General features: G+C 73.9%; 15 protein-coding genes. 6 read left to right on the top strand and 9 right to left on the bottom strand.

Features of this window, described 5'->3' with window-relative positions; translation table 11 throughout:
- Position 1: 1 nt before the first annotated feature.
- Positions 2–868, bottom strand: coding sequence for a helix-turn-helix domain-containing protein (locus tag ACIDOF_RS26330; protein ID WP_409008575.1), 867 nt, complete (start codon positions 866–868; stop codon positions 2–4).
- A gap of 168 nt (positions 869–1,036) precedes the next feature.
- Here ACIDOF_RS26330 and ACIDOF_RS26325 point away from each other — a divergent pair, with 168 nt between their 5' ends.
- A complete protein-coding gene (locus ACIDOF_RS26325; RefSeq protein ID WP_409008574.1) occupies positions 1,037–2,335 on the top strand; it encodes a sensor histidine kinase in 1,299 nt (432 codons plus the stop codon).
- Between the two features lie 43 nt (positions 2,336–2,378).
- Here the strand turns inward: ACIDOF_RS26325 and ACIDOF_RS26320 are convergent, their stop codons facing one another.
- Positions 2,379–2,888, bottom strand: coding sequence for an SUKH-3 domain-containing protein (locus ACIDOF_RS26320; RefSeq protein WP_409008573.1), 510 nt, complete (start codon positions 2,886–2,888; stop codon positions 2,379–2,381).
- A gap of 31 nt (positions 2,889–2,919) precedes the next feature.
- Positions 2,920–3,441, bottom strand: coding sequence for a YwqJ-related putative deaminase (locus ACIDOF_RS26315; protein WP_409008572.1), 522 nt, complete (start codon positions 3,439–3,441; stop codon positions 2,920–2,922).
- A 368-nt stretch (positions 3,442–3,809) separates the two neighbouring features.
- Here ACIDOF_RS26315 and ACIDOF_RS26310 point away from each other — a divergent pair, with 368 nt between their 5' ends.
- From ACIDOF_RS26310 to ACIDOF_RS26300, 3 genes are all read left to right on the top strand, one after another.
- Positions 3,810–4,847 (top strand): SMI1/KNR4 family protein, encoded by a 1,038-nt coding sequence (locus tag ACIDOF_RS26310; protein WP_409008571.1) that lies wholly within the window; start codon positions 3,810–3,812, stop codon positions 4,845–4,847.
- 7 nt (positions 4,848–4,854) lie between these two features.
- Positions 4,855–7,698: an SUKH-4 family immunity protein gene (locus ACIDOF_RS26305; RefSeq protein WP_409008570.1), complete on the top strand. Its 2,844-nt coding sequence runs from the start codon at positions 4,855–4,857 to the stop codon at positions 7,696–7,698.
- Between the two features lie 281 nt (positions 7,699–7,979).
- Positions 7,980–8,882: a cellulose-binding protein gene (locus tag ACIDOF_RS26300; protein ID WP_409008569.1), complete on the top strand. Its 903-nt coding sequence runs from the start codon at positions 7,980–7,982 to the stop codon at positions 8,880–8,882.
- 189 nt (positions 8,883–9,071) lie between these two features.
- Here ACIDOF_RS26300 and ACIDOF_RS26295 read toward each other — a convergent pair whose 3' ends face one another.
- From ACIDOF_RS26295 to ACIDOF_RS26280, 4 genes are all read right to left on the bottom strand, one after another.
- Positions 9,072–10,751, bottom strand: coding sequence for a cation acetate symporter (locus ACIDOF_RS26295; RefSeq protein ID WP_409008568.1), 1,680 nt, complete (start codon positions 10,749–10,751; stop codon positions 9,072–9,074).
- Positions 10,748–11,203 (bottom strand): DUF485 domain-containing protein, encoded by a 456-nt coding sequence (locus ACIDOF_RS26290; protein ID WP_409008567.1) that lies wholly within the window; start codon positions 11,201–11,203, stop codon positions 10,748–10,750. The genes ACIDOF_RS26295 and ACIDOF_RS26290 overlap by 4 nt, the downstream gene beginning before the upstream one ends.
- Before the next feature lie 112 nt (positions 11,204–11,315).
- On the bottom strand, positions 11,316–12,995 hold the full coding sequence (locus ACIDOF_RS26285; protein WP_409008566.1) for an MFS transporter: 1,680 nt from the start codon (positions 12,993–12,995) through the stop codon (positions 11,316–11,318).
- An 86-nt stretch (positions 12,996–13,081) separates the two neighbouring features.
- Entirely contained in the window at positions 13,082–14,452 is a 1,371-nt protein-coding gene (locus ACIDOF_RS26280) for a DUF2079 domain-containing protein (RefSeq protein ID WP_409008565.1), read from the bottom strand.
- A 222-nt stretch (positions 14,453–14,674) separates the two neighbouring features.
- On the opposite strand from ACIDOF_RS26280, the gene mfd reads away from it, so the two are divergent.
- Positions 14,675–18,229: a transcription-repair coupling factor gene (gene mfd / locus ACIDOF_RS26275; protein ID WP_409008564.1), complete on the top strand. Its 3,555-nt coding sequence runs from the start codon at positions 14,675–14,677 to the stop codon at positions 18,227–18,229.
- 34 nt (positions 18,230–18,263) lie between these two features.
- Here mfd and ACIDOF_RS26270 read toward each other — a convergent pair whose 3' ends face one another.
- Positions 18,264–18,671: a nuclear transport factor 2 family protein gene (locus ACIDOF_RS26270; protein WP_409008563.1), complete on the bottom strand. Its 408-nt coding sequence runs from the start codon at positions 18,669–18,671 to the stop codon at positions 18,264–18,266.
- A 251-nt stretch (positions 18,672–18,922) separates the two neighbouring features.
- Positions 18,923–19,489 carry a TetR/AcrR family transcriptional regulator gene (locus ACIDOF_RS26265; RefSeq protein WP_409008562.1) on the bottom strand — a complete coding sequence of 189 codons (567 nt, stop codon included), beginning with the start codon at positions 19,487–19,489 and terminating at the stop codon, positions 18,923–18,925.
- A 126-nt stretch (positions 19,490–19,615) separates the two neighbouring features.
- On the opposite strand from ACIDOF_RS26265, the gene ACIDOF_RS26260 reads away from it, so the two are divergent.
- Complete coding sequence (locus tag ACIDOF_RS26260; protein ID WP_409008561.1) at positions 19,616–20,545, top strand: SCO6745 family protein; 930 nt, start codon at positions 19,616–19,618, stop codon at positions 20,543–20,545.
- Positions 20,546–20,552 lie beyond the last annotated feature (7 nt).

Genomic DNA, 20,552 nt, shown 5'->3' with positions numbered 1-20,552 from the left:
TTTATGTCCGTTTCCGCGTGCGGGTCGCAGACACGGCCCCTACTATGCCGCACCAGGCGCCCTCCATGCGACGGTACAGGTCGGCGCTCTGTAAGACGTAGATCACCAGGCAGCCGTGGTAGCCGTCGCCGGTGTTCTTTCGGTTGGTCTTCGGGTTGTGCTTCTTGAGCGTTGTCCGCTGGAGTTCCCCGACGTCGATGCCCGCCAGGTCTGCCCAGAACTGCTCGGCTCGTTCGACGTCCGCCGACTCGTGAATGCTGACCCGGAACCGCACGCGTTCGCGCGGCACGTCCAGCAGGTCGAGCCATGCGAGGTAGAGCGTGATCACGTCCGGATCGCTGTTGATGAACTGGAGCGACTCGCGGCGCTGGTGCGACTTGTCCTTGGAGCCCTCGGCCCAGTAGAGCGCGACGCCTGTCATGAATAGCTCTCGATCGGTCATTTCGCCTATCTGCGCTGCCGCCTCCCTCTTGATCCTGCTGCGTTCCTCGTCCCGGATCTGCAGCTTCTCCTCCCAGGCGCGCTTGGAGAGTGCGGACGCCTCTTCGAGGCTGCGGGCCCCCTCCGGTCGCGGCAGGTCTCGCACCCAGAGGGATATCGAGCTCTTGGAGCAGCCGAGCTCCTCTTGGATGCGGTTGTACGTCCACCCCTGCAGTCGTAGTTCGCGGGCGCGAGCGCGGAGGTCGTCCTTGGCCCGGTGGCGGCGGGCGGGGGAGGGTTCGCCGTTGACCAGGTGGTTGAGGAGGTCGTTGTTGTAGACCTTCAGCTCGTTTCGGATCTCGCGGAGGCTGAGGCCTGCTCGGCGGAGCTCGATGGCCTGTTGTCGGAGGGTCTCGAGGTCGGCGTAGCGGCTCGTCTTGTCGTTCATGCAGGCAAGCATTGTCCGGAATGCGGACGTCCGGGTCGAAAGTTTGGGCGATTCAGCAGTTCGGGTAATACCGGCGCGTTTCGCTTCCGTTCGAACGTCGGAGGTGCCAGTGCCCCAGTGCCGGAAGTGTCCGGTCGAGTGTCGGGGCGCGCCCGTACGCTGGAAGGCATGACCACGACGGGGGTAGAGGACCACGAGGCGGCCGGGGGGCCGTGGTGGTGGGGGCGGCGGCGCAGTGCCGCGTTCGACGTGGGGCTCGCGGTGGCCTCGGCGGCGGAGTGCGGGGCGGAGGGGGTCGCGTTCGCGGGGCGGGCCGGGCTGCCGGTGGCGCTGGGCGTGGTGCTCGGCGTGGTGGCTGGTTCCGTACTGGTGCTGCGGCGGCGGTGGCCGATCGCGGTGGTGCTGGTGTCGATCGCGGTGACGCCGGCGAACATGGGCTTTCTGCTGACGGTCGTCGGCCTGTACTCGCTGGCGGCCTCGGACGTGCCGCGGCGGATCACGGGCGCGCTCGCCGGGATGTCCCTCGCGGGCACGATGATCGTGACGTTCGTGCGGTCGCAGCAGGACATGGTGCAGGGGGATCTGGAGCTGGGCGAGTGGTTCGTGCCGTTCGTCGCGGTGACCGCTTCCCTGGGCGTGACGGCCCCGCCGCTGCTGCTCGGGCTGTACGTCGGCGCGCGGCGGCGGCTGATGGAGTCGCTGCGGGAGCGGGCGGACAGCCTGGAGCGGGAGCTGCAGCTGCTCGCGGAGCGCGCCGAGGAGCGCGCGGAGTGGGCGCGGAACGAGGAGCGCACGCGGATCGCCCGTGAGATGCACGACGTGGTGGCGCACCGGGTGAGCCTGATGGTGGTGCACGCGGCGGCACTGCAGGCGGTGGCCCGCAAGGACCCGGAGAAGGCGGTCAGGAACGCCGCGCTCGTGGGCGACATGGGCCGCCAGGCGCTGACCGAACTCCGGGAGATGCTGGGGGTGTTGCGTACGGGGGAGGCGGTGCGCGGCGAGTCCCCGGCGCCGTTGGCCGCGGTGGGGGAGGCGGCCGCGGCGGCGGCTTCGCGGGCGCAGACCGAGGACGGCCCGTGCCTGGCGGACCTGGAGGAGCTCCTCGGGCAGTCCCGCTCGGCGGGCATGGCGGTCGTGCTGTCGGTGGAGGGGGAGCCGGCGGGCTACCCGGCGGAGGTCGAGCAGACCGCGTACCGCGTGATCCAGGAGGGCCTGACGAATGTGCACAAGCACGCGTCGGGCGCCAAGACGTACGTGCGGCTCGCACATCGTGGGGCGGAAGTGGCGATGCAGGTGGAGAACGAGCCGCCACCGGAGGGCGTGCGCGACGAGGCGCGGCTGCCGAGCGGGGGCAACGGCCTGGTGGGCATGAAGGAGCGGGTCGGCGCGTTGGGCGGGGTGTTTGTGTCGGGCCCGACGGACGCGGGCGGGTTCCGGGTCTCGGCGGTGATTCCGGCGGGGCGGTAGGGGCGCCGCCGCGGTTGCGGGGTTCGACGGGGAGGTGTCCGGGTCAGCTCGCCGTCAGGCGTACCGGCATCGTTCCGGAGATGAGGGTGTCGAGGGCGGCGTCGATGTCGGCGCCCGCGTACCAGTCGCCGGAGTGGTCGAGGGCGTAGACGCGGCCCTCGGCGTCGATGGCGACGAGGGCCTGGGTGTCGGTCTCTTCGCCGAGGGGGCACATCTCGGTGTCGAGGGCGCGGCCCAGGTCGCCGAGGGTGCGGGCCATGTGGAGGCCGAGGAGCGGGTCGAAGTGCACGGAGACCGGGGCGATCTGGCGGCCGGGTCCGCTGGGCGTGACGGTGAGGCCGCCGAACTCGGCCCAGACCTCGACGGCGGCGGGGAAGACGGTGTGCCGGTGCCCGGCGGGCGAGGTGTGCTGGCGCAGCGCGTCCGCCCACTGCTCGGCCTGCTTGATGTCCCAGCGGCCGGGCTGCCAGCCGGACTCGCGGAGCGCCGCGTCGACGGTGACGGAGAAGCGGGTCGTGGAGGTGCGCGCTGCGGCGCGGTCGGTGGCGGGCATCAGCCTCGTCCTTCCGTCGGCTCGGCGGACATCAGGCCTGGTCCTCGGTGGTCTCGGCGGCGTCGGCGGGGGCGACGACGCGCACGCCGAAGTGGGCGATGAGCGCGGTGCAGGAGCGGCAGGGCGCGGCGAACGCGCCGTGCAGGGGGTCGCCGGCCTCGCGGATGCGCCGGGTGGTGAGCTTGGCGTGCTTGAGGGCCTTGCGGGCCTCGGCCGGCGTGAGGGGCTTGCGCTGGGCGCGCTTGGAGCGGCCGGCCTCGACGGCGCTCAGGTGCCGGGACAGCAGCAGGGCCTCGGGGCAGCGCCCGGTGAACCGCTCGCGCTGCCCGCTGGCGAGGGTGTCGAGGAAGTCCTGGACCAGCGGGTGCAGCTCGGGGGCGGTGTCGCCGCGCCCTGCGGTGGAGGTGAGGGTCTCGCCGCGTACGGAGAGCGCCGCGGCGACGGTGGGCAGGATGCCGTCGCGGCGGTGCCGGAGTGCCGGGGGAGGGGTCGTCCCGGTGGCGCTCCAGCTGAGGCGCGGATCGCCCGCGCCGTGCGGTTGTGCGGTGTGCATGTGTGCTCGAGTCCCCTCCCTTGCCTGCCACGGTGACTTCTGGTGGCACCTCCGCACTCCCCGGAGCGGCTCCCGCTGCCTGGGCCCACTCCCCGGAGTGCGGGGACAGCCTGCCAAATGCGGTGGCTGGTGCGGAAGCTGGGTCTGTGTGTGTTGGGCCGTTTTGGTCGTACCGTCACGTACGGGTGACCGCAGGTCACGGAAGCGGAGGCCCGGTGACCGGGGGTGCGGCAGCGCTTAGGCTGTGGCGTGTCGGCCGTGCGCGGCCGTCCCGTCAGAGGACTCGATGGACGCGTGACGCGGTGCATTCGTCGGGGGCTCGGCGGACTGGATCCGAACCTTCAGATGTGCCGCAGGGGGCAACCGCCATGACGACAGGTCGGCTCGGCCTCGGGGTATCGCCCGGTTCCCAGGTCGGTTCCCAGGCCGGTTCCCGGGCCGGGGGCGCCGCACCGCCGAACGCGGCGTACGCCGGTCAGCTCGTGCACTTCCCGGACCCGGTGCGGGCCGCGCGCCATCCGCGGGGGGTGCGCGTCGGGTCGGACGGCTTCCCGGACTTCTCGCCGTACGCGCGCGCCGCGGCGGAGATCGCCGACCCGCCGGAGGGCTTCGGCGTGGACGAGCTGCGGCTCACGGACTACGTGTCGGCGAACGCGGCGCTCGCGGCGGACGGTCATGAGCTGTGGGACACGATCCCCGCGGTGGCGACGCCGCACGGCTGGACCTGGCACCACGTGGCCGGTACCCGCCGCCTGGAGCTGATCCCGGTCGAGGTGAAGGCTCTCCTCCGGCATCACGGCGGCATCGCGACGGCCGCGGTGGACCAGCAGAAGCGGGGCACGCGCCCGTTGCAGGAGGTCCGGCCCGCGCACTTCCGGCTGCCGAAGTCCCGGCTCGCTGTTTCGGAGCAGCAACTCCTCGGCATAGAGGAGGACTTGGGGTACCGGCTGCCGGGCGCCTACCGCTCGTTCCTGAAGGCGGCGGGCGGCTGCGCCCCGGCCGGGGCGGCCCTCGACGCCGAGCTGGGGCTGCTCGTGGACCAGCCGTTCTTCACGGTGCGCGACGAGGCCGCGGTCAACGACCTCTTCTACGTCAACAAGTGCCTGCGCGACCACCTCACCAAGGACTACCTGGGGGTGGCGTTCGTGCAGGGCGGCCTCATCGCGGTGAAGGTGCGCGGTGACCGGCTCGGCTCGGTGTGGTTCTGCCCGTACGACGACGCCCGGGATCGGGACGGCATGACGATCGACGAGCGGGTGGAGCAGCTGCTGCTGCCGTGCGGCGACGACTTCGACGCGTTCCTGTCCCGACTCGCGGGCAACCCCCCGGAGTTGGAGACGGTGGCGAACCTGATGGTGGACGGCGGCTTCGCGCGTGCCGTGCCGGTCTCCGCGGTGGGGGAGTGAGCAGACGATGGTGACGTTCGCACAGGCGCAGGAGCGCGCCGAGGAGTGGATCAACGGCGACGTGCCGGCGTACCAGCACCGCGAGGTGCGGGTGCGGGAGTTCGACCTGGGCTTCGTGGTCTGGGCGGAGGACCGGGAGGACGGGCCGCGCTCCGAGGGCGGCCTGCAGCGCCTGGTCATCGCCCGCGACAGCGGCGAGGCCACCCTCTGGCCGGGCCTCCCGGTCGGCGAGGTGATCAGGCGGTACGAGGAGGAGTACGCGGCCGCCGAGACGCCCGCCGCCGCGCCCGCCCCCGAGCGGGTGGACCTCAACCAGACGTCGTTCCTGCTGAGCCCGCCGGAGTGGTTGCAGGAGGCCGCGGACCAGATGGGGATCGGGGGGCGGGGAGCGCAGGCCGAGGATGTCGGTACGCCTGCGGCGCCGGGTGCTCCTGCCGCTCCTGCTGCTCCTGCCGCGCCGTCCGTGCCTCAGCCTCCGTCCGTGCCCCAGCCTCCGGCTGCGCCCTCGGCTCCTTCGGCTCCGGCGGCTCCTTCGGCTCCGGTCGCGCCCGAGGCGCCGGCCGCGCCTGCGCCGCCCGTCGTGCCGCAGGCCCCCGGGGGGCCGGACGGTTCCGGCGCCGCGACGCCCTGGGCCGGTACGGACACGAACGCGGACGACGACGACCGTTCCGTCTCGCTGCCCAACACCGTGACCGCGCCCGCCCTTTCGGACTCGGACGACGACGCGGCGCAGCCCGCGGTCCCGCCCGACGCCAAGACCGCGCTCATGGAGGGCGGCAGCCGGCTCCCGCCGACCGCGGTGTCCCCCAAGTACGAGCGTGAGGACCGGTCGGCCACGCCGCCCCCGCCGTCCGCGCCGCCCGCCGGGCCCGCAGGCGCGGACGCCGACGACGTGTCATCGGCCGCCTCGCCGCACGACTTCGACGAGGCACCGTCGTCGGCTCCCCCGGCTCCGTCCGCGCCTGCCACTCCCGCCGCTCCTGCCGCTCCCGCGGCGCCCGCCGGGTCGACTCCGCCGCCCGCGTCCGGTCCGGGTGCGCCCGGGACGCCGGCCGGTGGGTACGTACCGACGCAGCTCGTCTCCTCGCTCGGCCCCGACGGGCCGCAGCCGCCCGGTGCTCCGACGCCTCCCGGCCCGCCCGCTCCTCCCGGCCCTCCCGGCCCGCCGAGCGACGGCGGTGGCGTGCACCAGGCGGCCACAATGTTCGCCGACCCGTCCGCGATGGGCGCTCCCGGTGCCCCCGGAGCCCCTGGTGCGCCCGGTGCTCCGCAGCCTCCCGGTCCGCCCGGGCCTCCCGGCGCGCCCGGTGCTCCGCAGCCTCCCGGTCCGCCTGGACCTCCCGGCGCCCCCGGTGCGCCCGGCGCTCCGCAGCCGCCCGGGCCTCCCGGTGTGCCCGGTTCCGGCTCGGGCTCCGGCTCCGGTGGGATGCATCACGCGGCGACGATGTTCGCCGACCCGTCGGCGATGGGCGCCCCCGGTGCACCTCAGCCTCCTGGTCCGCCCGGGCCTCCCGGCGCCCCCGGTGCGCCTGGCGCCCCGCAGCCTCCCGGTCCGCCCGGGCCTCCCGGTCCGCCCGGGCCTCCCGGTGCCCCGGGTGCGCCCGGTGGCGGTGGCTCGACTCCGCCTCCCCCGGCGGCTCCTGGCGCGCCCGGTGCGCCCGGTGCTCCGGGTGAGGGCGTGCACCACGCCGCGACGATGCTGGCCGGTCCCGCGGTCGGCGGCCCCGGCGCGCCCGTCGGGCCTCCCGGTCCGCCGCCGGGCCCGCCGCCCGGCGCACCCCAGCCCCCGCAGCCGCAGGGCCCGCCTCCCGGTCAGGCGCCGCCTCCCGGTCAGGCGCCCGCGTACGGCTATCCGCAGCAGCCGCCGTCCGGGCAGCCGACCGTCGGGCCCGGCTACCAGGCCGTGCTGCGCTACCGCGCGCAGGACGGGTCCGAGCAGCAGCTGATCCGGCGCTCCGCGCCCGGAATGCCGCACCCGGAGTGGCAGATCCTGCACGAGCTGCGCGGCATGAACGTGCCGCCGCAGCAGGTCCTGGAGCTGCACACGGAGCTGGAGTCCTGCGAGCTGCCCGGCGCGTACTGCGCGCGGATGATCCGGGAGCAGTGGCCGCAGGCGCGGATCACGTCGATCGCCGCGTACGGCACGGACCACGCCTCGCGACAGCAGGGCATGCAGCAACTCCTCGCCCACCAGGGCGAGTTGCACCAGGTCGCCGACGGCCCGGCGCGGCCCGCGCCGGTGCGGGTGCCGGTGCAGCCGGTGCAGCCCGCGCCGCCGATCCCGCCGGACGGGGTGGCGCAGGAGCTGGCCGGGGCGTTCGGTCCGCAGGGTGTGTTCCGCTACGACCAGCGGGCGGTGTCGCGGCAGGGCGTGCCGGACATCGTGGCGCACACGCTGATGTGGTCCGGCCTGCCGATGGACGTGAGCCCGTTCTTCTGGGCGCAGGCGCAGCCGGGCCGGCCGGTGCCGACGCTCGCCGAACTGGCGCAGGAGCGCGGTGTGCAGCCCGCGGCCGACGCCGGGTCGTACCTCGTCATGGGCAGCGACTTCGGCCGGGCGATCTGTGTGCAGTACGGCACGGCGAACATCGTGGCGGTGCCGGTCGAGGCCGGGCCGGGCGGTACGTCGGTCGCGCCGCAGTTCGTCAACACGGGGCTGCCGGAGTTCGCCCGCTGTCTCGCTCTTCTCGGGCGGATGTGGCGACTGCGGTACGGGCTCAACCAGGAGCAGGCGGGCCGCTGGACCGTCGACTTCCAGCAGCAGCTGGCGGCGCTCGACGGGGCGGCGCTCGGCTCGCCGGACAGCTGGTGGTCGGTGCTCCTGGAGCAGATGTGGGACGGCCTGTTGTAGGCCGGTCCCCGCTCCGCGGACGCTTCCCGGCGCCGGGTTCCGCCTTCACGGGCGGGCCCGGCGCCGCGTCGTTTCCGTACGGACCGGTCCCGTCGTACGACCCCCGGAATTCCGACTTCGCCCGGTTTTCGCGCATCCTTGACCGAGGACATGGGTGGAGTGTCGCGGTATGAGCGCTTCGGCATGATCCATCAAGATGTGCGCCGAAGAGATCCCGAAGCGCCACCGCAGCGACCAGCGCGTCTCGCCGCCCACGCGAGCGCCGGAGAAGAGGTTCCAGGATGAGTGCAGCGCCGTCGTCCCCCGGCTTCCCTGTCGTACGGGGCCGTGGCTATCGGCCGCAGCAGGTGGACGCCTTCGCCGCCGGGCTCTACGCGGAGCGGGACGCCGCCTGGGAGCGGGCGGCGCGGCTGACGGTCCTCGCCAAGGAGATGGAGGAGGAACTCGGCCGGCTGCGCGCGGTCGTGGCGCAGCTGCCCCCGCAGACGTACGAGACGCTGGGCGCCCGCGCGCAGCAGCTCCTGGCCACCGTGCAGGAGGAGGCCGACGACGTGCTCGGCACCGCACGCGCCGACGCGGAGCGGGAGACGGAGGAGGCCGCGGCGTACGGGCAGCGGCAGCGCGAGGAGGCCGCCGCGTACGCGGAGTCGGTGCGGGACGCGGCCGAGGAGCACGGGCGGCGGGTCCTGGAGGCGGCGCAGGGCGAGGTCGACGAGATCCGCGCGACCGTGCGCAGGGGCAACAAGGAGTTGCGCAGCGAGGCCCTCGCCGTGCTGCGGGACACCCGTGAGCGGTGCGAGAAACTCCTCGCCGACCAGGCGAAGGCGCACGCGGAGCGGCGCGAGACCGAGCGGCGCGAGGAGGCGCAGCGGGTCGCGGCGGCCGAGGCGCACGAGGCGGAGCTCGAAGCGGCCGGCGAGGCGCGGCGCGCGGAGGCCGAACGGGCGCTGGCCGAGGCGGAGGAGGCGGCCCGGCACGGCCAGGAGGACGCCGACGCGCGCGCGGCGGAGATCCTCGCGGAGGCCCGGCTGCGGGCGGACCGCCTGGAGCGCGAGACGGAGCGGTTGCTGCGCGAGCACGAGGAGGCGGGGGACGAGCTGCGGGCGCACATGGACCACGTCCGCAGCAGCCTCGCCGACCTGGCGGGCGGGGCGACGGTGCCGGGGCAGGTGTCCGGGGACTAGGGCGCCGTACGCGTTCGTGTTCCGTCGGCTCGGTGGCCGTCCGCCGGGTCGGCTCGGTGGCCGTGGGCGGGCGGGCACCGTCGGCTCGGGCGCCGTCGATCGCCCTCCGGGCTCGTCCTCAAACGCCGGACGGGCTGATAGTGGTCCCCGCTCAAACGCCGGACGGGCTGGAATGGCCGGAGTCGGACTTCAGGGACCGTCCCGCCTTCGCGCCCCCGCCAGAATCCACCCCTCCACCGCCTCGTACCGGCGGCGCTGTTCCGTGCGGGTTGCCGGGCGGGTTAGGAGGGTGGCGAGCCAGCCGATGAGGAAGCCGAGGGGGATGGACGCGATGCCGGTCGTCGTGAACGGGAACCAGTTGAAGTCGTGGTTCGGGAAGGCCGAGCCGGGGTGGCCGGAGACCAGGTTCGTGCCGGTGGTGAGGACGAGCACGGCGACGGTGCCGCCGGTCAGGGTCCAGATCAGGGCCGTACTCGTGTAGCGGCGCCAGAAGAGGCTGTAGACCAGGGCCGGGGCCAGGGCGGACGCGCCCAGGCAGAAGGACATCGACACCAGCGGCTGCAGATTCAGATGCTGCACCGACACCGCGAGCGCGATCGCCGTCCCGCCCACCACGGCCGTCGAGACCCGCGCGAGCCTCAACTCCCGGCGCGGGGAAGGGGGTTCGGCGCGGTGTGCGAGGACGTCGTGGGCCAGTGAGTTCGCGCAGGCGAGGATCATCCCGGCGACCGAGGCGAGCACCGTCAGGAACACCATCGCCGTGACGGCCGTGAACACGAACGTCTCCAGGGCCGGCGCCTCCGGGCCGAACACGGCCTGCGCGGTGAGCAGCAGCGCCGTGTCGCCCTGCCCGTCGCTCGCGGCGAGCCGTGCCCGCCCGACGAGCGCGGTCGCGCCGAAGCCGATCACGGAGATCAGCAGCGCGAAGACGGTCACGGACGAGACGGCCCAGGACAGGGAGCGGCGTACGGCGGGGGCGCTGCGCGGCGCGTACATCCGCATCGTGACGTGCGGCAGGCAGGCGCCGCCGAGCACCACGGTCAGCTCGGAGGAGATCATGTCGAGCCGCGGCGCGGCGCCGCCCGCGAACTGCAGCCCTGATTCCAGGAATCGGGGGCCCGCGCCGCTGCCGCGTTCGGCGGCGGAGAGCAGTGCGCCGGGGCTCCAGCCGAAGCGGTGCAGGACGAGCCCGGCGAGCAGGGCGCCCGCGCCGAGCAGCAGCACCATCTTGAGGACCTGGATGAGGGCGGTGCCCTTCATGCCGCCGATCGCCGCGTAGCTGATCATCAGGGCGCCGAGCAGCAGGACGCAGCCGGCTCGCACCCCCGGCCGGTCGACGCCGAGGATGAACACCAACACCTCGCCCGCGACGGCCAGTTGGACGACCATCAGGGGGAGGAGCGCGGCGAGCGTCGCGCCGCAGGCGGCGATCCGCACGCCCCGCACCACGCCCTGTTCGTTCCGTACGGCTTCCGTGAGGCGGCGCGCGAACACGTCGCCCATCGTGAACCGGCCCGCGTTCCGCAGCGGTTCGGCGAGCAGGAACATCAGCAGGACCAGGGACAGGGCGGTGGACAGGGCGAGCACCACGCCGTCGTAGCCGGTCAGCGCGATGACGCCGATCGTGCCGATGAGGGTGGCCGCCGAGATGTAGTCGCCGGCGACGGCGAGTCCGCCGCGCAGCGGGGACAGGGTGCGGGAGCCGGTGTAGAACGTGTCGAGGTCGTCGCGGTCGGGCCCGCTCAGGACGCAGAGCAGCAGGGTGAGCGTGGCGACGGCGGTGAAGGCGATCAGGCAGGCCGTCCGCGTGCCGGGCGAGCCGAGGTCGGGCGGCTGCAGGGCGAGGATCCGGGTGGCCGTCGACGTCATCGCCTGGCCTCCAACTCGGCCTGGCGGCGCAGCCGTTCGGCGAGCGGGTCGACGGCGCGGCGGGCCCGCCACTCGTACACGGCGAGCGCGGCCAGCGTCACCGGCAACTGGCAGGCGCCGAGCAGCAGCCCGGCGCTGAGCCCGCCGTCGACGCGCAGGGTCATGAGGCCGGGCGCGTACGCGGACAGGACGAGGAAGAGCGTGAAGTACCCGAGCGCGGTGACGGTGGCGACCCGGCGCAGCCACTTGTACGCGGAGCGCAGCACGCGGATGTCGCTGTGCCGCCCGAGCGCGGGCCCGCAGGGCCGCCGCCGCGGCACGACCACCTCCGGGGCCCGCGGCATCCAGGGGTACGTGAGGTGCGGCGCAGCGGGATCGGCGTACGGGGAGGGGGAGTTCGGGGGAGCGCCGTGCGGGTCGTGTGGGCGGTGCCGGGCGTGCGGGTCGTGCATCGGGGGGCTCCTTGCCGGCTCTGGTCCGGGGGAGGACCGCGGGGGAGGCCCGGTACGTTACTCGCAGGTAGCGGGAAGGTGGAGGGTTTCCCGGGGGATTCTCACGACCTGGTCAGTCGGCGCGGGGCGCCTGGGGCTGAGGGTTCCCGTGTGACGACTGAGGCATCTCCGACGGGCGGCCGCCCCTGGGCTCCCGCTCCGGCTCGGGCTCCCGTTCCACCTCCCGCTCCACCCCCAGCTGCGCCTCCTGCTCGGGCTCCCGCTCCGCCTCCCGCCGCAGTACGGGAAACCTGCGCGGCGCCACCGTGAGCAGCACGACGAGGGCGAGTCCGGCCGCGCAGGCCGCGCCCAGGTAGACCGAGTCGACGGCGGCGTCGATCGCGCGGCGCACCGCCGCGTCGCCCGGGTTGCGGGCGGCCGAGTCGAGGTCGGTGGCGCCGCCGAGCCGGGAGGTCAGGACGCCGTTGGCGACCGCGCCGAACACGGCGGCGCCCGCGGTCTGGCCGATCTGGCGGCAGAACAGCACGGACGCGGTGGTCGTGCCGCGCTCCGCCCAGCCGACCGTGGACTGCACGCCGACGATCAGCGGCAGCTGGAACAGGCCGAGCGCGGCGCCGAGCAGCAGCATGATCAGCGCGGGCTGCCAGGCCGCGCCCGGGTACGGCACGAGCTGGAAGCTCAGCAGGATCAGCGCGGCCGCGGCCATGCCGACGACGGCGGTGTCGCGGAAGCCGATGCGCCGGTACACGTGCTGGCTCAGGGCCGCGGACACCGGCCAGCTGAGCGTCATCACGCTGAGCACGAACCCGGCCGCCACCGGGTCGAGGCCGAGGACGGACTGCGCGTACGTCGGCAGGAACACCGTCGGCGCGACCATCAGGAGGCCGAGCGCGCCCAGGGCCAGGTTCACGGCGGCGATCGTGCGGCGCCGCCACACCCAGCCGGGGATGATCGGCTCGGCCGCGCGGCGCTCGACGAACACGGTGACGACGGCGAGCAGCGCGCCCGTGCCGAAGAGCGCGAGGGACGGGGCCGACAGCCAGGGCCAGGCGACGCCGCCCTGAACGACGGCGGTGAGCAGCACGCCGCCGCAGGCGAACACGGCCGCGGCGCCCGCCCAGTCGATCCGGGCGCTGCGGCGTTCCCGGGCCGGCTCGTGCAGATGGCGGGCGATCAGCCACAGGGCGACGGCGCCGACGGGCAGGTTGAGCAGGAAGATCCAGCGCCAGTCCGCGTACGCCGCGAGCACCCCGCCGAGCCCCGGACCCGCCACCGCCGACACGGCCCACACGGTGGACAACTTGGCCTGGATCCTGGGGCGTTGCTCCAGCGGGTACAGGTCGGCGGCCAGTGTCTGGACGGTGCCCTGGATGGCGCCGCCGCCGAGGCCCTGCACGATCCGGAACGCGATCAGCGCGGCCATGTCCCAGGCCCCGGCGCACAACAGCGAGCCGACGAGGAACAGGCTGATCCCCGCGATCAGCACCGGCTTGCGGCCGAAGGTGTCGGAGAGCTTCCCGTACACGGGCAGGGTGACGGTGACGGCGAGCAGATAGCCGGAGAACAGCCAGGAGAAGACGGAGAAGCCGCCGAGGTCGCCGACGATCTGCGGGACGGCCGTCGCGATGATCGTCGAGTCGAGGGCGGCGAGCGCCATCGCGAGCATCAGGGCCGCCACGACCGCTCCGCGCCTGCGCGTCCCCGTACGCCCGGAGTCACGCCCGGAGCTCCGCCCGGAGGCGCCTTCCCGTATGCCGTCCGCTGCCGTCACCGGCCCAAGTCCTTTCCCCATACATCCATCCGCGCGCCGTCGGACACCTTCTCACCTCGGGCGGCGCGGCGGGAGGGGTCAGGGGCGGGGCCCGGGCCGGGCGGGGTTCAGAGGGTGCGCTTGAGCACCAGGTATCCGCCGGCCAGGCCCGTGACCTCGTACGTGGCGTCCGGATGCAGCTCGCGGGCCGTGCGCAGCGGGTCCTCGTACCGGCCGCGGGTGTTGTCGAGGGCGATGTACTCGGGCGTGACGCCCTCGGTGCCGCCCAGCCAGAACACCCGGCAGCGGGACGTCAGCCGGCTGATCGGCGCGATGTTCGCCTCGACGGTCGCGCCGTCCGGGATCCGGTCGAAGAGCTTCTTCGCGTCGGCGACGTGCGGGCCCTCCCGGTACGTGGCCGCCTCGGTGAGCGTGGCCAGCGGCAGCGCCGTGGTCAGGGCGAGCGCGGCGGCGGCGACGGCGGTCGGCAGCTGGGCCGCGTACCGGCGCAGCCACGGCCGGGCGCTGCCGCGGGTCAGCCGCAGGGCGTCGACCAGGGCGAGGGCGACGACCGGCATGAGGACGGCGCTGTAGTGCCAGTCCGTACCCCAGTAGTGGCTGTCGCCGGAGACGAAGCGCCAGCCGAGCGTGGGCAGGGCGACGATCAGGAGCGGGGAGCGCAGCGCGAGCAGCCCGCTGGTCGGGATCAGCAGCCAGCCGAGGGTGCGGAGCTTGGTGTCCAGGCCGTCGAGCGGGGTGGGGCCCTCGCTGACCTTGGCCCAGTAGTCGTAGCCGCCCGCCGTGTTGAAGGCCGGGATGAGCACGGTGAACGTGAGCAGCGCGGCCAGCGCCCCGAACGCGGCGAGGCCGAGGGCGTACGGAAGGACGCGTGGCTGCGACTTCCTGGCTCGCAGGGCGACGACCAGGGCGAGCGCCGAGCAGGTGAGGCCCAGGTCCTCCTTGACGAACACCAGCGGCAGCGCCCACCACAGCGCGGCCCGCCACCGCTCGCGCAGCACGGCCTCCAGGGAGAGGGCGATCAGCGGCACGGCGAACGCGATCTCGTGGAAGTCGAAGTCCACGGCCCGCTGCAGCCCCCAGGACAGCCCGTACGCCACCCCGATCGCGAGGCCGCGTGCCCGCCCGAGCAGCCGGGCCGCGACCCGGGTCACCACCGCGGCGGACAGCGCGAACAGCGCGGCCTGCGCGAGCAGCAGCGTCACCGGCGACGGGAAGACCCGGTAGAACGGCGCGAGCAGCGCGGTGACGGGGGAGAAGTGGTCCCCGAGTATGTGCGCGCCCGGGCCCTTCAGGTCGGCTATGGGCGCTTGCAGCTGGGCGTAGGCGCGGACGGCCTGCTCGAAGATCCCGAGATCCCACGACCGGTTCTGCATCCGGAACCACCGCAGCACGGAAACGAGCGCGTACGCGAGGAAGAGGACGGCGGCGAGGAGGTACGGGTCGTACTTCGCGGGCGGAACCGGGCGGGGGGTGGACATCGGGTCATGGTCTCAGAGGGCGTGCCCCGATAGGGGCGCGGGACTGTGACATCAGCGGCTCCGCCGCGGGGCGCGACCAGCCACGACGGCGCGGCAGCCGAAAGGCGGCCGGGGTCCGGGGGCGGAGCCCCCCGGGAGGAACCGGCGTACGCTGGAGACCCCCGGCCCGTAAGACGTGTCGGGCGTCGCGCGTTGCCCGCTTCCCGGACGGAAAAGCCCTTCATGAGCCTGCACGGACTGCTCGACGCGGTCGTCAAGGACGCCGCCCTCACCGACGCGGTGAAGGCCGCCGCCGACGGCCACCGCATGCACGTCGACCTGGTCGGCCCGCCCGCCGCCCGCCCCTTCGCCCTCGCCGCGCTCGCCCGCGAGACGAAGCGCCCGGTGCTCGCCGTGACCGCCACCGGCCGGGAGGCCGAGGACCTCGCGGCGGCGCTGCGCTCGCTGCTCGACCCGAGCGGCGTCGTGGAGTACCCGTCGTGGGAGACGCTGCCGCACGAGCGGCTCAGCCCGCGCAGCGACACCGTCGGCCGCCGCCTCGCCGTGCTGCGCCGCCTCGCGCACCCGAGCACGGACGACCCGGAGACCGGCCCGGTCAGCGTCGTCGTCGCGCCCGTGCGGTCCGTGCTGCAGCCGCAGGTCAAGGGGCTCGGCGACCTGGAGCCGGTGAGCCTGAAGCAGGGCCAGACCGTCGACCTGAACGACACGGTCGAGGCCCTCGCGGCGGCGGCGTACGCAAGGGTCGAACTGGTCGAGAAGCGCGGCGAGTTCGCGGTCCGCGGCGGCATCCTCGACGTGTTCCCGCCGACCGAGGAACACCCCCTGCGCATCGAGTTCTGGGGCGACGACGTCGAGGAGATCCGCTACTTCAAGGTCGCCGACCAGCGGTCCCTGGAGATCGCCGAGCACGGCCTGTGGGCCCCGCCCTGCCGCGAGCTGCTCCTCACCGATGACGTACGGGAGAGGGCCGCGGCGCTGGCCGAGCAGCACCCGGAGCTGGGCGAGCTGCTCGGGAAGATCGCCGAGGGCATCGCCGTCGAGGGCATGGAGTCCCTCGCCCCGGTCCTCGTGGACGACATGGAGCTGCTGCTCGACGTGCTGCCGGAGAACGCCATGGCCGTGGTGTGCGACCCGGAGCGGGTGCGGACGCGCGCCGCCGACCTGGTCGCCACCTCGCAGGAGTTCCTGCAGGCCAGCTGGGCCGCCACGGCCGGCGGGGGAGAGGCCCCGATCGACGTGGGCGCGGCCTCCCTGTGGGGCATCGCGGACGTCCGGGACCGGGCGCGTGAGCTCGGCATGATGTGGTGGTCGGTCTCCCCGTTCGCCGCCGACGAAGAGCTCACGGAGACATTTGCCGCTGACGCGGCGGGGGACACCTTCAAGCTCGGCATGCACGCCCCCGAGTCGTACCGCGGCGACACCGCCCGCGCCCTCGCCGACACCAAGGGCTGGCTCGCCGACGGCTGGCGCACGGTGTACGTGACGGAGGGCCACGGCCCCGCCGCCCGTACCGTCGAGGTGCTCGGCGGCGAGGGCATCGCCGCCCGCCTGGACGCGGACCTGGCGGAGATCTCCCCGTCCGTGGTGCACGTGGCCTGCGGCTCGGTCGAGTACGGCTTCGTGGACGAGACGCTGAAGCTCGCCGTCCTCACCGAGACCGACCTGACCGGGCAGAAGGCCGCCGGCAAGGACGGGCAGCGGATGCCCGCGCGGCGCCGCAAGACCATCGACCCGCTGACCCTCGAATCCGGCGACTACATCGTGCACGAGCAGCACGGCGTGGGCCGCTACATCGAGATGGTGCAGCGCACCGTGCAGGGCGCCACCCGCGAGTACCTGGTCGTCGAGTACGCCCCGGCCAAGCGCGGCCAGCCCGGCGACCGGCTGTACATCCCCACCGACCAGCTGGAGCAGATCACCAAGTACGTCGGCGGCGAGGCCCCCACACTGCACCGGCTCGGCGGCGCCGACTGGACGAAGACGAAGGCGCGCGCCAAGAAGGCCGTCAAGGAGATCGCGGCCGACCTGATCAAGCTGTACTCCGCCCGCATGGCCGCCCCCGGCCACACCTTCGGCCCGGACACCCCGTGGCAGCGGGAGCTGGAGGACGCGTTCCCGTACGCGGAGACCCCGGACCAGCTGACGACGATCGCCGAGGTCAAGCAGGACATGGAGAAGTCGGTCCCGATGGACCGGCTGATCTGCGGCGACGTCGGATACGGCAAGACGGAGATCGCCGTCCGCGCCGCGTTCAAGGCGGTCCAGGACGGCAAGCAGGTCGCCGTCCTCGTCCCCACGACGCTCCTGGTCCAGCAGCACTACGGCACGTTCACCGAGCGGTACGGCCAATTCCCCGTCAACGTACGCGCGTTGAGCCGCTTCCAGACCGAGTCCGAGTCGAAGGCGACCCTGGAGGGCCTGAAGGACGGCTCGGTCGACATCGTCATCGGCACGCACCGGCTGTTCTCGTCCGAGACGAAGTTCAAGGACCTGGGCCTGGTCATCGTCGACGAGGAGCAGCGCTTCGGCGTCGAGCACAAGGAGCAGCTGAAGAAGCTCCGCGCCAACGTCGACGTGCTGACGATGTCCGCGACGCCCATCCCCCGTACGCTCGAAATGGCCGTCACCGGCATCCGCGAGATGTCGACGATCACCACCCCGCCGGAGGAGCGGCACCCGGTCCTCACCTTCGTCGGGCCGTACGAGGAGAAGCAGATCGGCGCGGCCGTGCGGCGTGAACTGCTGCGCGAGGGCCAGGTCTTCTACATCCACAACCGGGTCGAGTCCATCGACCGCGCGGCGGCCCGGCTCCGCGAGATCGTCCCCGAGGCGCGCATCGCGACGGCCCACGGCCAGATGTCCGAACAGGCCCTGGAACAGGTCGTCGTGGACTTCTGGGAGAAGAAGTTCGACGTCCTCGTCTCCACGACGATCGTCGAGTCCGGCATCGACATCTCCAACGCCAACACCCTCATCGTCGAGCGCGGCGACAACTTCGGCCTGTCCCAGCTCCACCAGCTGCGCGGCCGCGTCGGCCGAGGCCGGGAACGCGGCTACGCCTACTTCCTCTACCCGCCGGAGAAGCCGCTCACGGAGACCGCCCACGAGCGCCTCGCGACCATCGCCCAGCACACCGAGATGGGCGCGGGCATGTACGTCGCGATGAAGGACCTGGAGATCCGCGGCGCGGGCAACCTGCTCGGCGGCGAACAGTCCGGCCACATCGCGGGCGTCGGCTTCGACCTGTACGTACGGATGGTCGGCGAGGCGGTGGCCGACTACCGGGCGTCCCTGGAGGGCGGCGTCGAGGAGGAGCCGCCGCTGGAGGTCAAGATCGAGCTCCCGGTCGACGCGCACGTCCCGCACGACTACGCCCCCGGCGAGCGCCTCCGCCTCCAGGCCTACCGCGCCATCGCCTCCGCCAACTCCGAGGAGGACGTCAAGGCGGTACGCGAGGAACTCGTCGACCGCTACGGCAAGTTGCCGGAGCCGGTGGAGAACCTGCTGCTCGTGGCCGGGCTGCGGATGCTGGCCCGCGCGTGCGGGGTCGCCGAGATCGTGCTGCAGGGCAACAACATCCGCTTCGCGCCGGTCGAGCTGCGGGAGTCCCAGGAACTCCGCCTCAAGCGGCTCTACCCGGGCACGGTCGTCAAGCCCGCCGGCCAGCAGCTGCTCGTGCCCCGCCCGAAGACGGCGAAGGTGGGCGGCAAGCCGGTGGTCGGCCGTGAACTCCTGGCGTGGGTCGGGGAGTTCCTCACGTCGATCCTGGGGTCGTAGGGGTACGGGTCCGGGTACGGGTACGAGTGACCGGTCACGCGGGGGTGCACGCCTCTGCGATGGACAGGCTGTTCTCGTAGAGGTGGTGCCGGGTGATCCGGCCGCCCTCGACGGTGAGCCGCAGCGCGAACGGCCCCTCGTAGCGACGGCCGGTCGCGCGGACGGTGCCGGAGACGTGCCCGAACAGAACTGCGTCGGCGCCGTCGACGAGCAGTGTGTCCAGGGAGGCCTGCGCGTCCTCGACGTACGCCGCCAACTCGGCGCCCTGCGCGGCGCATTCGGCCCCGGTCGCGCGCGGCCGGATCCACGGCACGTTGGGGTTCTCGGCGAGCAGCCAGTCGACTTCGTCGGCGAACAGCTCGGTGAGCCGCGCGGCGTCCGAGGCGAGCCGGGCGGCGAGGAATTCCTGGACGACGGTGCGGGTGGTGTGGGTGACGGTCATGCGGCCATCGTGCCGGTGGGGTGGGGGAGGGGGCGATTACCTGCGAGGTAAGGGGGCGTTCGTCTGCGGCGCCGTCGTGGCCGCTCGCGCAGTTCCCCGCGCCCCTGAAGGGGCGCACCTTGCTGTGGGCAGGCGTTCCGCAGGGCGGAACGGGTGGGCACAGCCCACCCACCCGGGGGGAGCCGACCACGAAACCCGATAGCCCCTCCGGCGATTGAGGAGCGGGGGGCCGGGGGCGGAGCCCCCTGGGGTCAGCCGGGCTGGAACAGCAAGCCCGTCAACGTACGGAACACCTCCTCCGGATCCCGCCCGGCCAAGGGCCCCTCCAGGTTCCGCCCCAGCAACAACGTCGCGAACCCGTGCGCCAACGCCCACGCCGCCACGCCCGCGAGCCGCGCATCCTCCCCCCGCGCGGACGACTCCAACTCCTCGACTCCCGCCCGGAGTTGCTCCCCGGCCCGCTCCCGCGCGGCCACCAGTGCGGGATCGTCCTCCCGCAGCAGCTCCGGCGCGAACATCACCTGGAAGTGCGCCGGATGCTCCCGGCAGAACCGCACGTACCGCACCCCTCGCTCCCGCAGTCCCGGCGCGTCCGCGAGGGCGTCGGCGAGGAGCTCGTACCCCTCCGTCGCGATGGCCGTGAGGAGGCCGGCGCGGTCCTTGAAGTGGTGTGCGGGCGCGGCGTGCGAGACGCCCGCGCGCCGTGCCAGGTCGCGCAGGCTGAGCGCGGTGGGCCCGGAGTCGCGGATCACGTCGAGGGCGGCGGTGAGGACGGCGCGGCGCAGATCGCCGTGGTGGTACGCGCGCTGGCTGGTCATGGACAGCAGGCTACGCCGAATCTAGGCATTGACAAGTTCCGGGCCGCGGATGCAATCTAGGCAGTGTCAAGTTCGCCCGTACGGCCGCCATGCAGGATCACCCGCGATCACCCGCAGGAGAGCGTCATGCCGAACCCGGACCAGCCCACCGACACCGACGCCGCCCCCGGCCACTCCGACCTCGCACCCGACCGCGTGCGCCGGCTCTGGCACCTGCTCGAACCGCTGCACGCCGTCCTCTACTACGCCCCCGAGGCCTTCGCGGAGGCGGCCGCGCTCGGCTACCGCACCGACGAGCGCTGGCCCAGCTACTTCGCCTGGCGCGCGGCCCCGCTGGGCGCGGCGGGCCCGGAGCGGGTGACGGCCGCGTTCTACAGCTTCAGCCCGGAGACGGTCGGCCGGTACGTGCCCGCCGTCTGGGACGTCGCCGCCCCGGACGCCGTCCTGGCCGCCCGCCGCCGCGCCGTGGACCGCACGTACCGTGCGCTCTTCGGAGCCAAGGCCGACGCACCCGAGCTCGCCGAGGCCGCCGCCCTCACCCGCCGCGCCGCGGAGGCCGCCGCCCGGGACGCGGCCGACGGCGCCGACCGCCCCCTCGCCGCCGCCAACGCCGCGCTGCCCTGGCCGGACGAGCCGCACCAGATCCTCTGGCAGGCCGCGACCGCGCTGCGCGAACACCGCGGCGACGGCCACCTGGCCGCGCTGCGCGAGGCCGAGCTCGACCCGGTCGAGTCGCTCGTGTCGTTCGCGGCCGTCGGCGCCGCCTCGACCGGCACGTTCGCGAGCCGCGGCTGGACCGCCGGGGAGTGGTCGGCCGGACGCCGCCGCCTCGCCGCCCGCGGCCTGGTGGACGACGACGGCGGGGCGACCGAGGCGGGCCGGGCCCTGCGCGCCGAGGTCGAGGACCGTACCGACGAGCTGGCCGCGGCGCCCTGGCGCGCCCTCGGCGCCTCCGGCGCGGACCGGCTCGCCGACCTCCTCGGCGACCCCTGGGTCACCGTCCTCGGCTCCGGCCTCCTGCCCGCCGAGAACACCCTGGGAATCGGGAGGATCTGACGCCGCC

The sequence above is a fragment of the Streptomyces sp. Da 82-17 genome, assembly GCF_046098215.1.
Lineage (GTDB): Bacteria > Actinomycetota > Actinomycetes > Streptomycetales > Streptomycetaceae > Streptomyces.
Note: the sequence above shows the minus strand (reverse complement) of the source record. Positions and strands in the feature narration are given on the sequence as shown.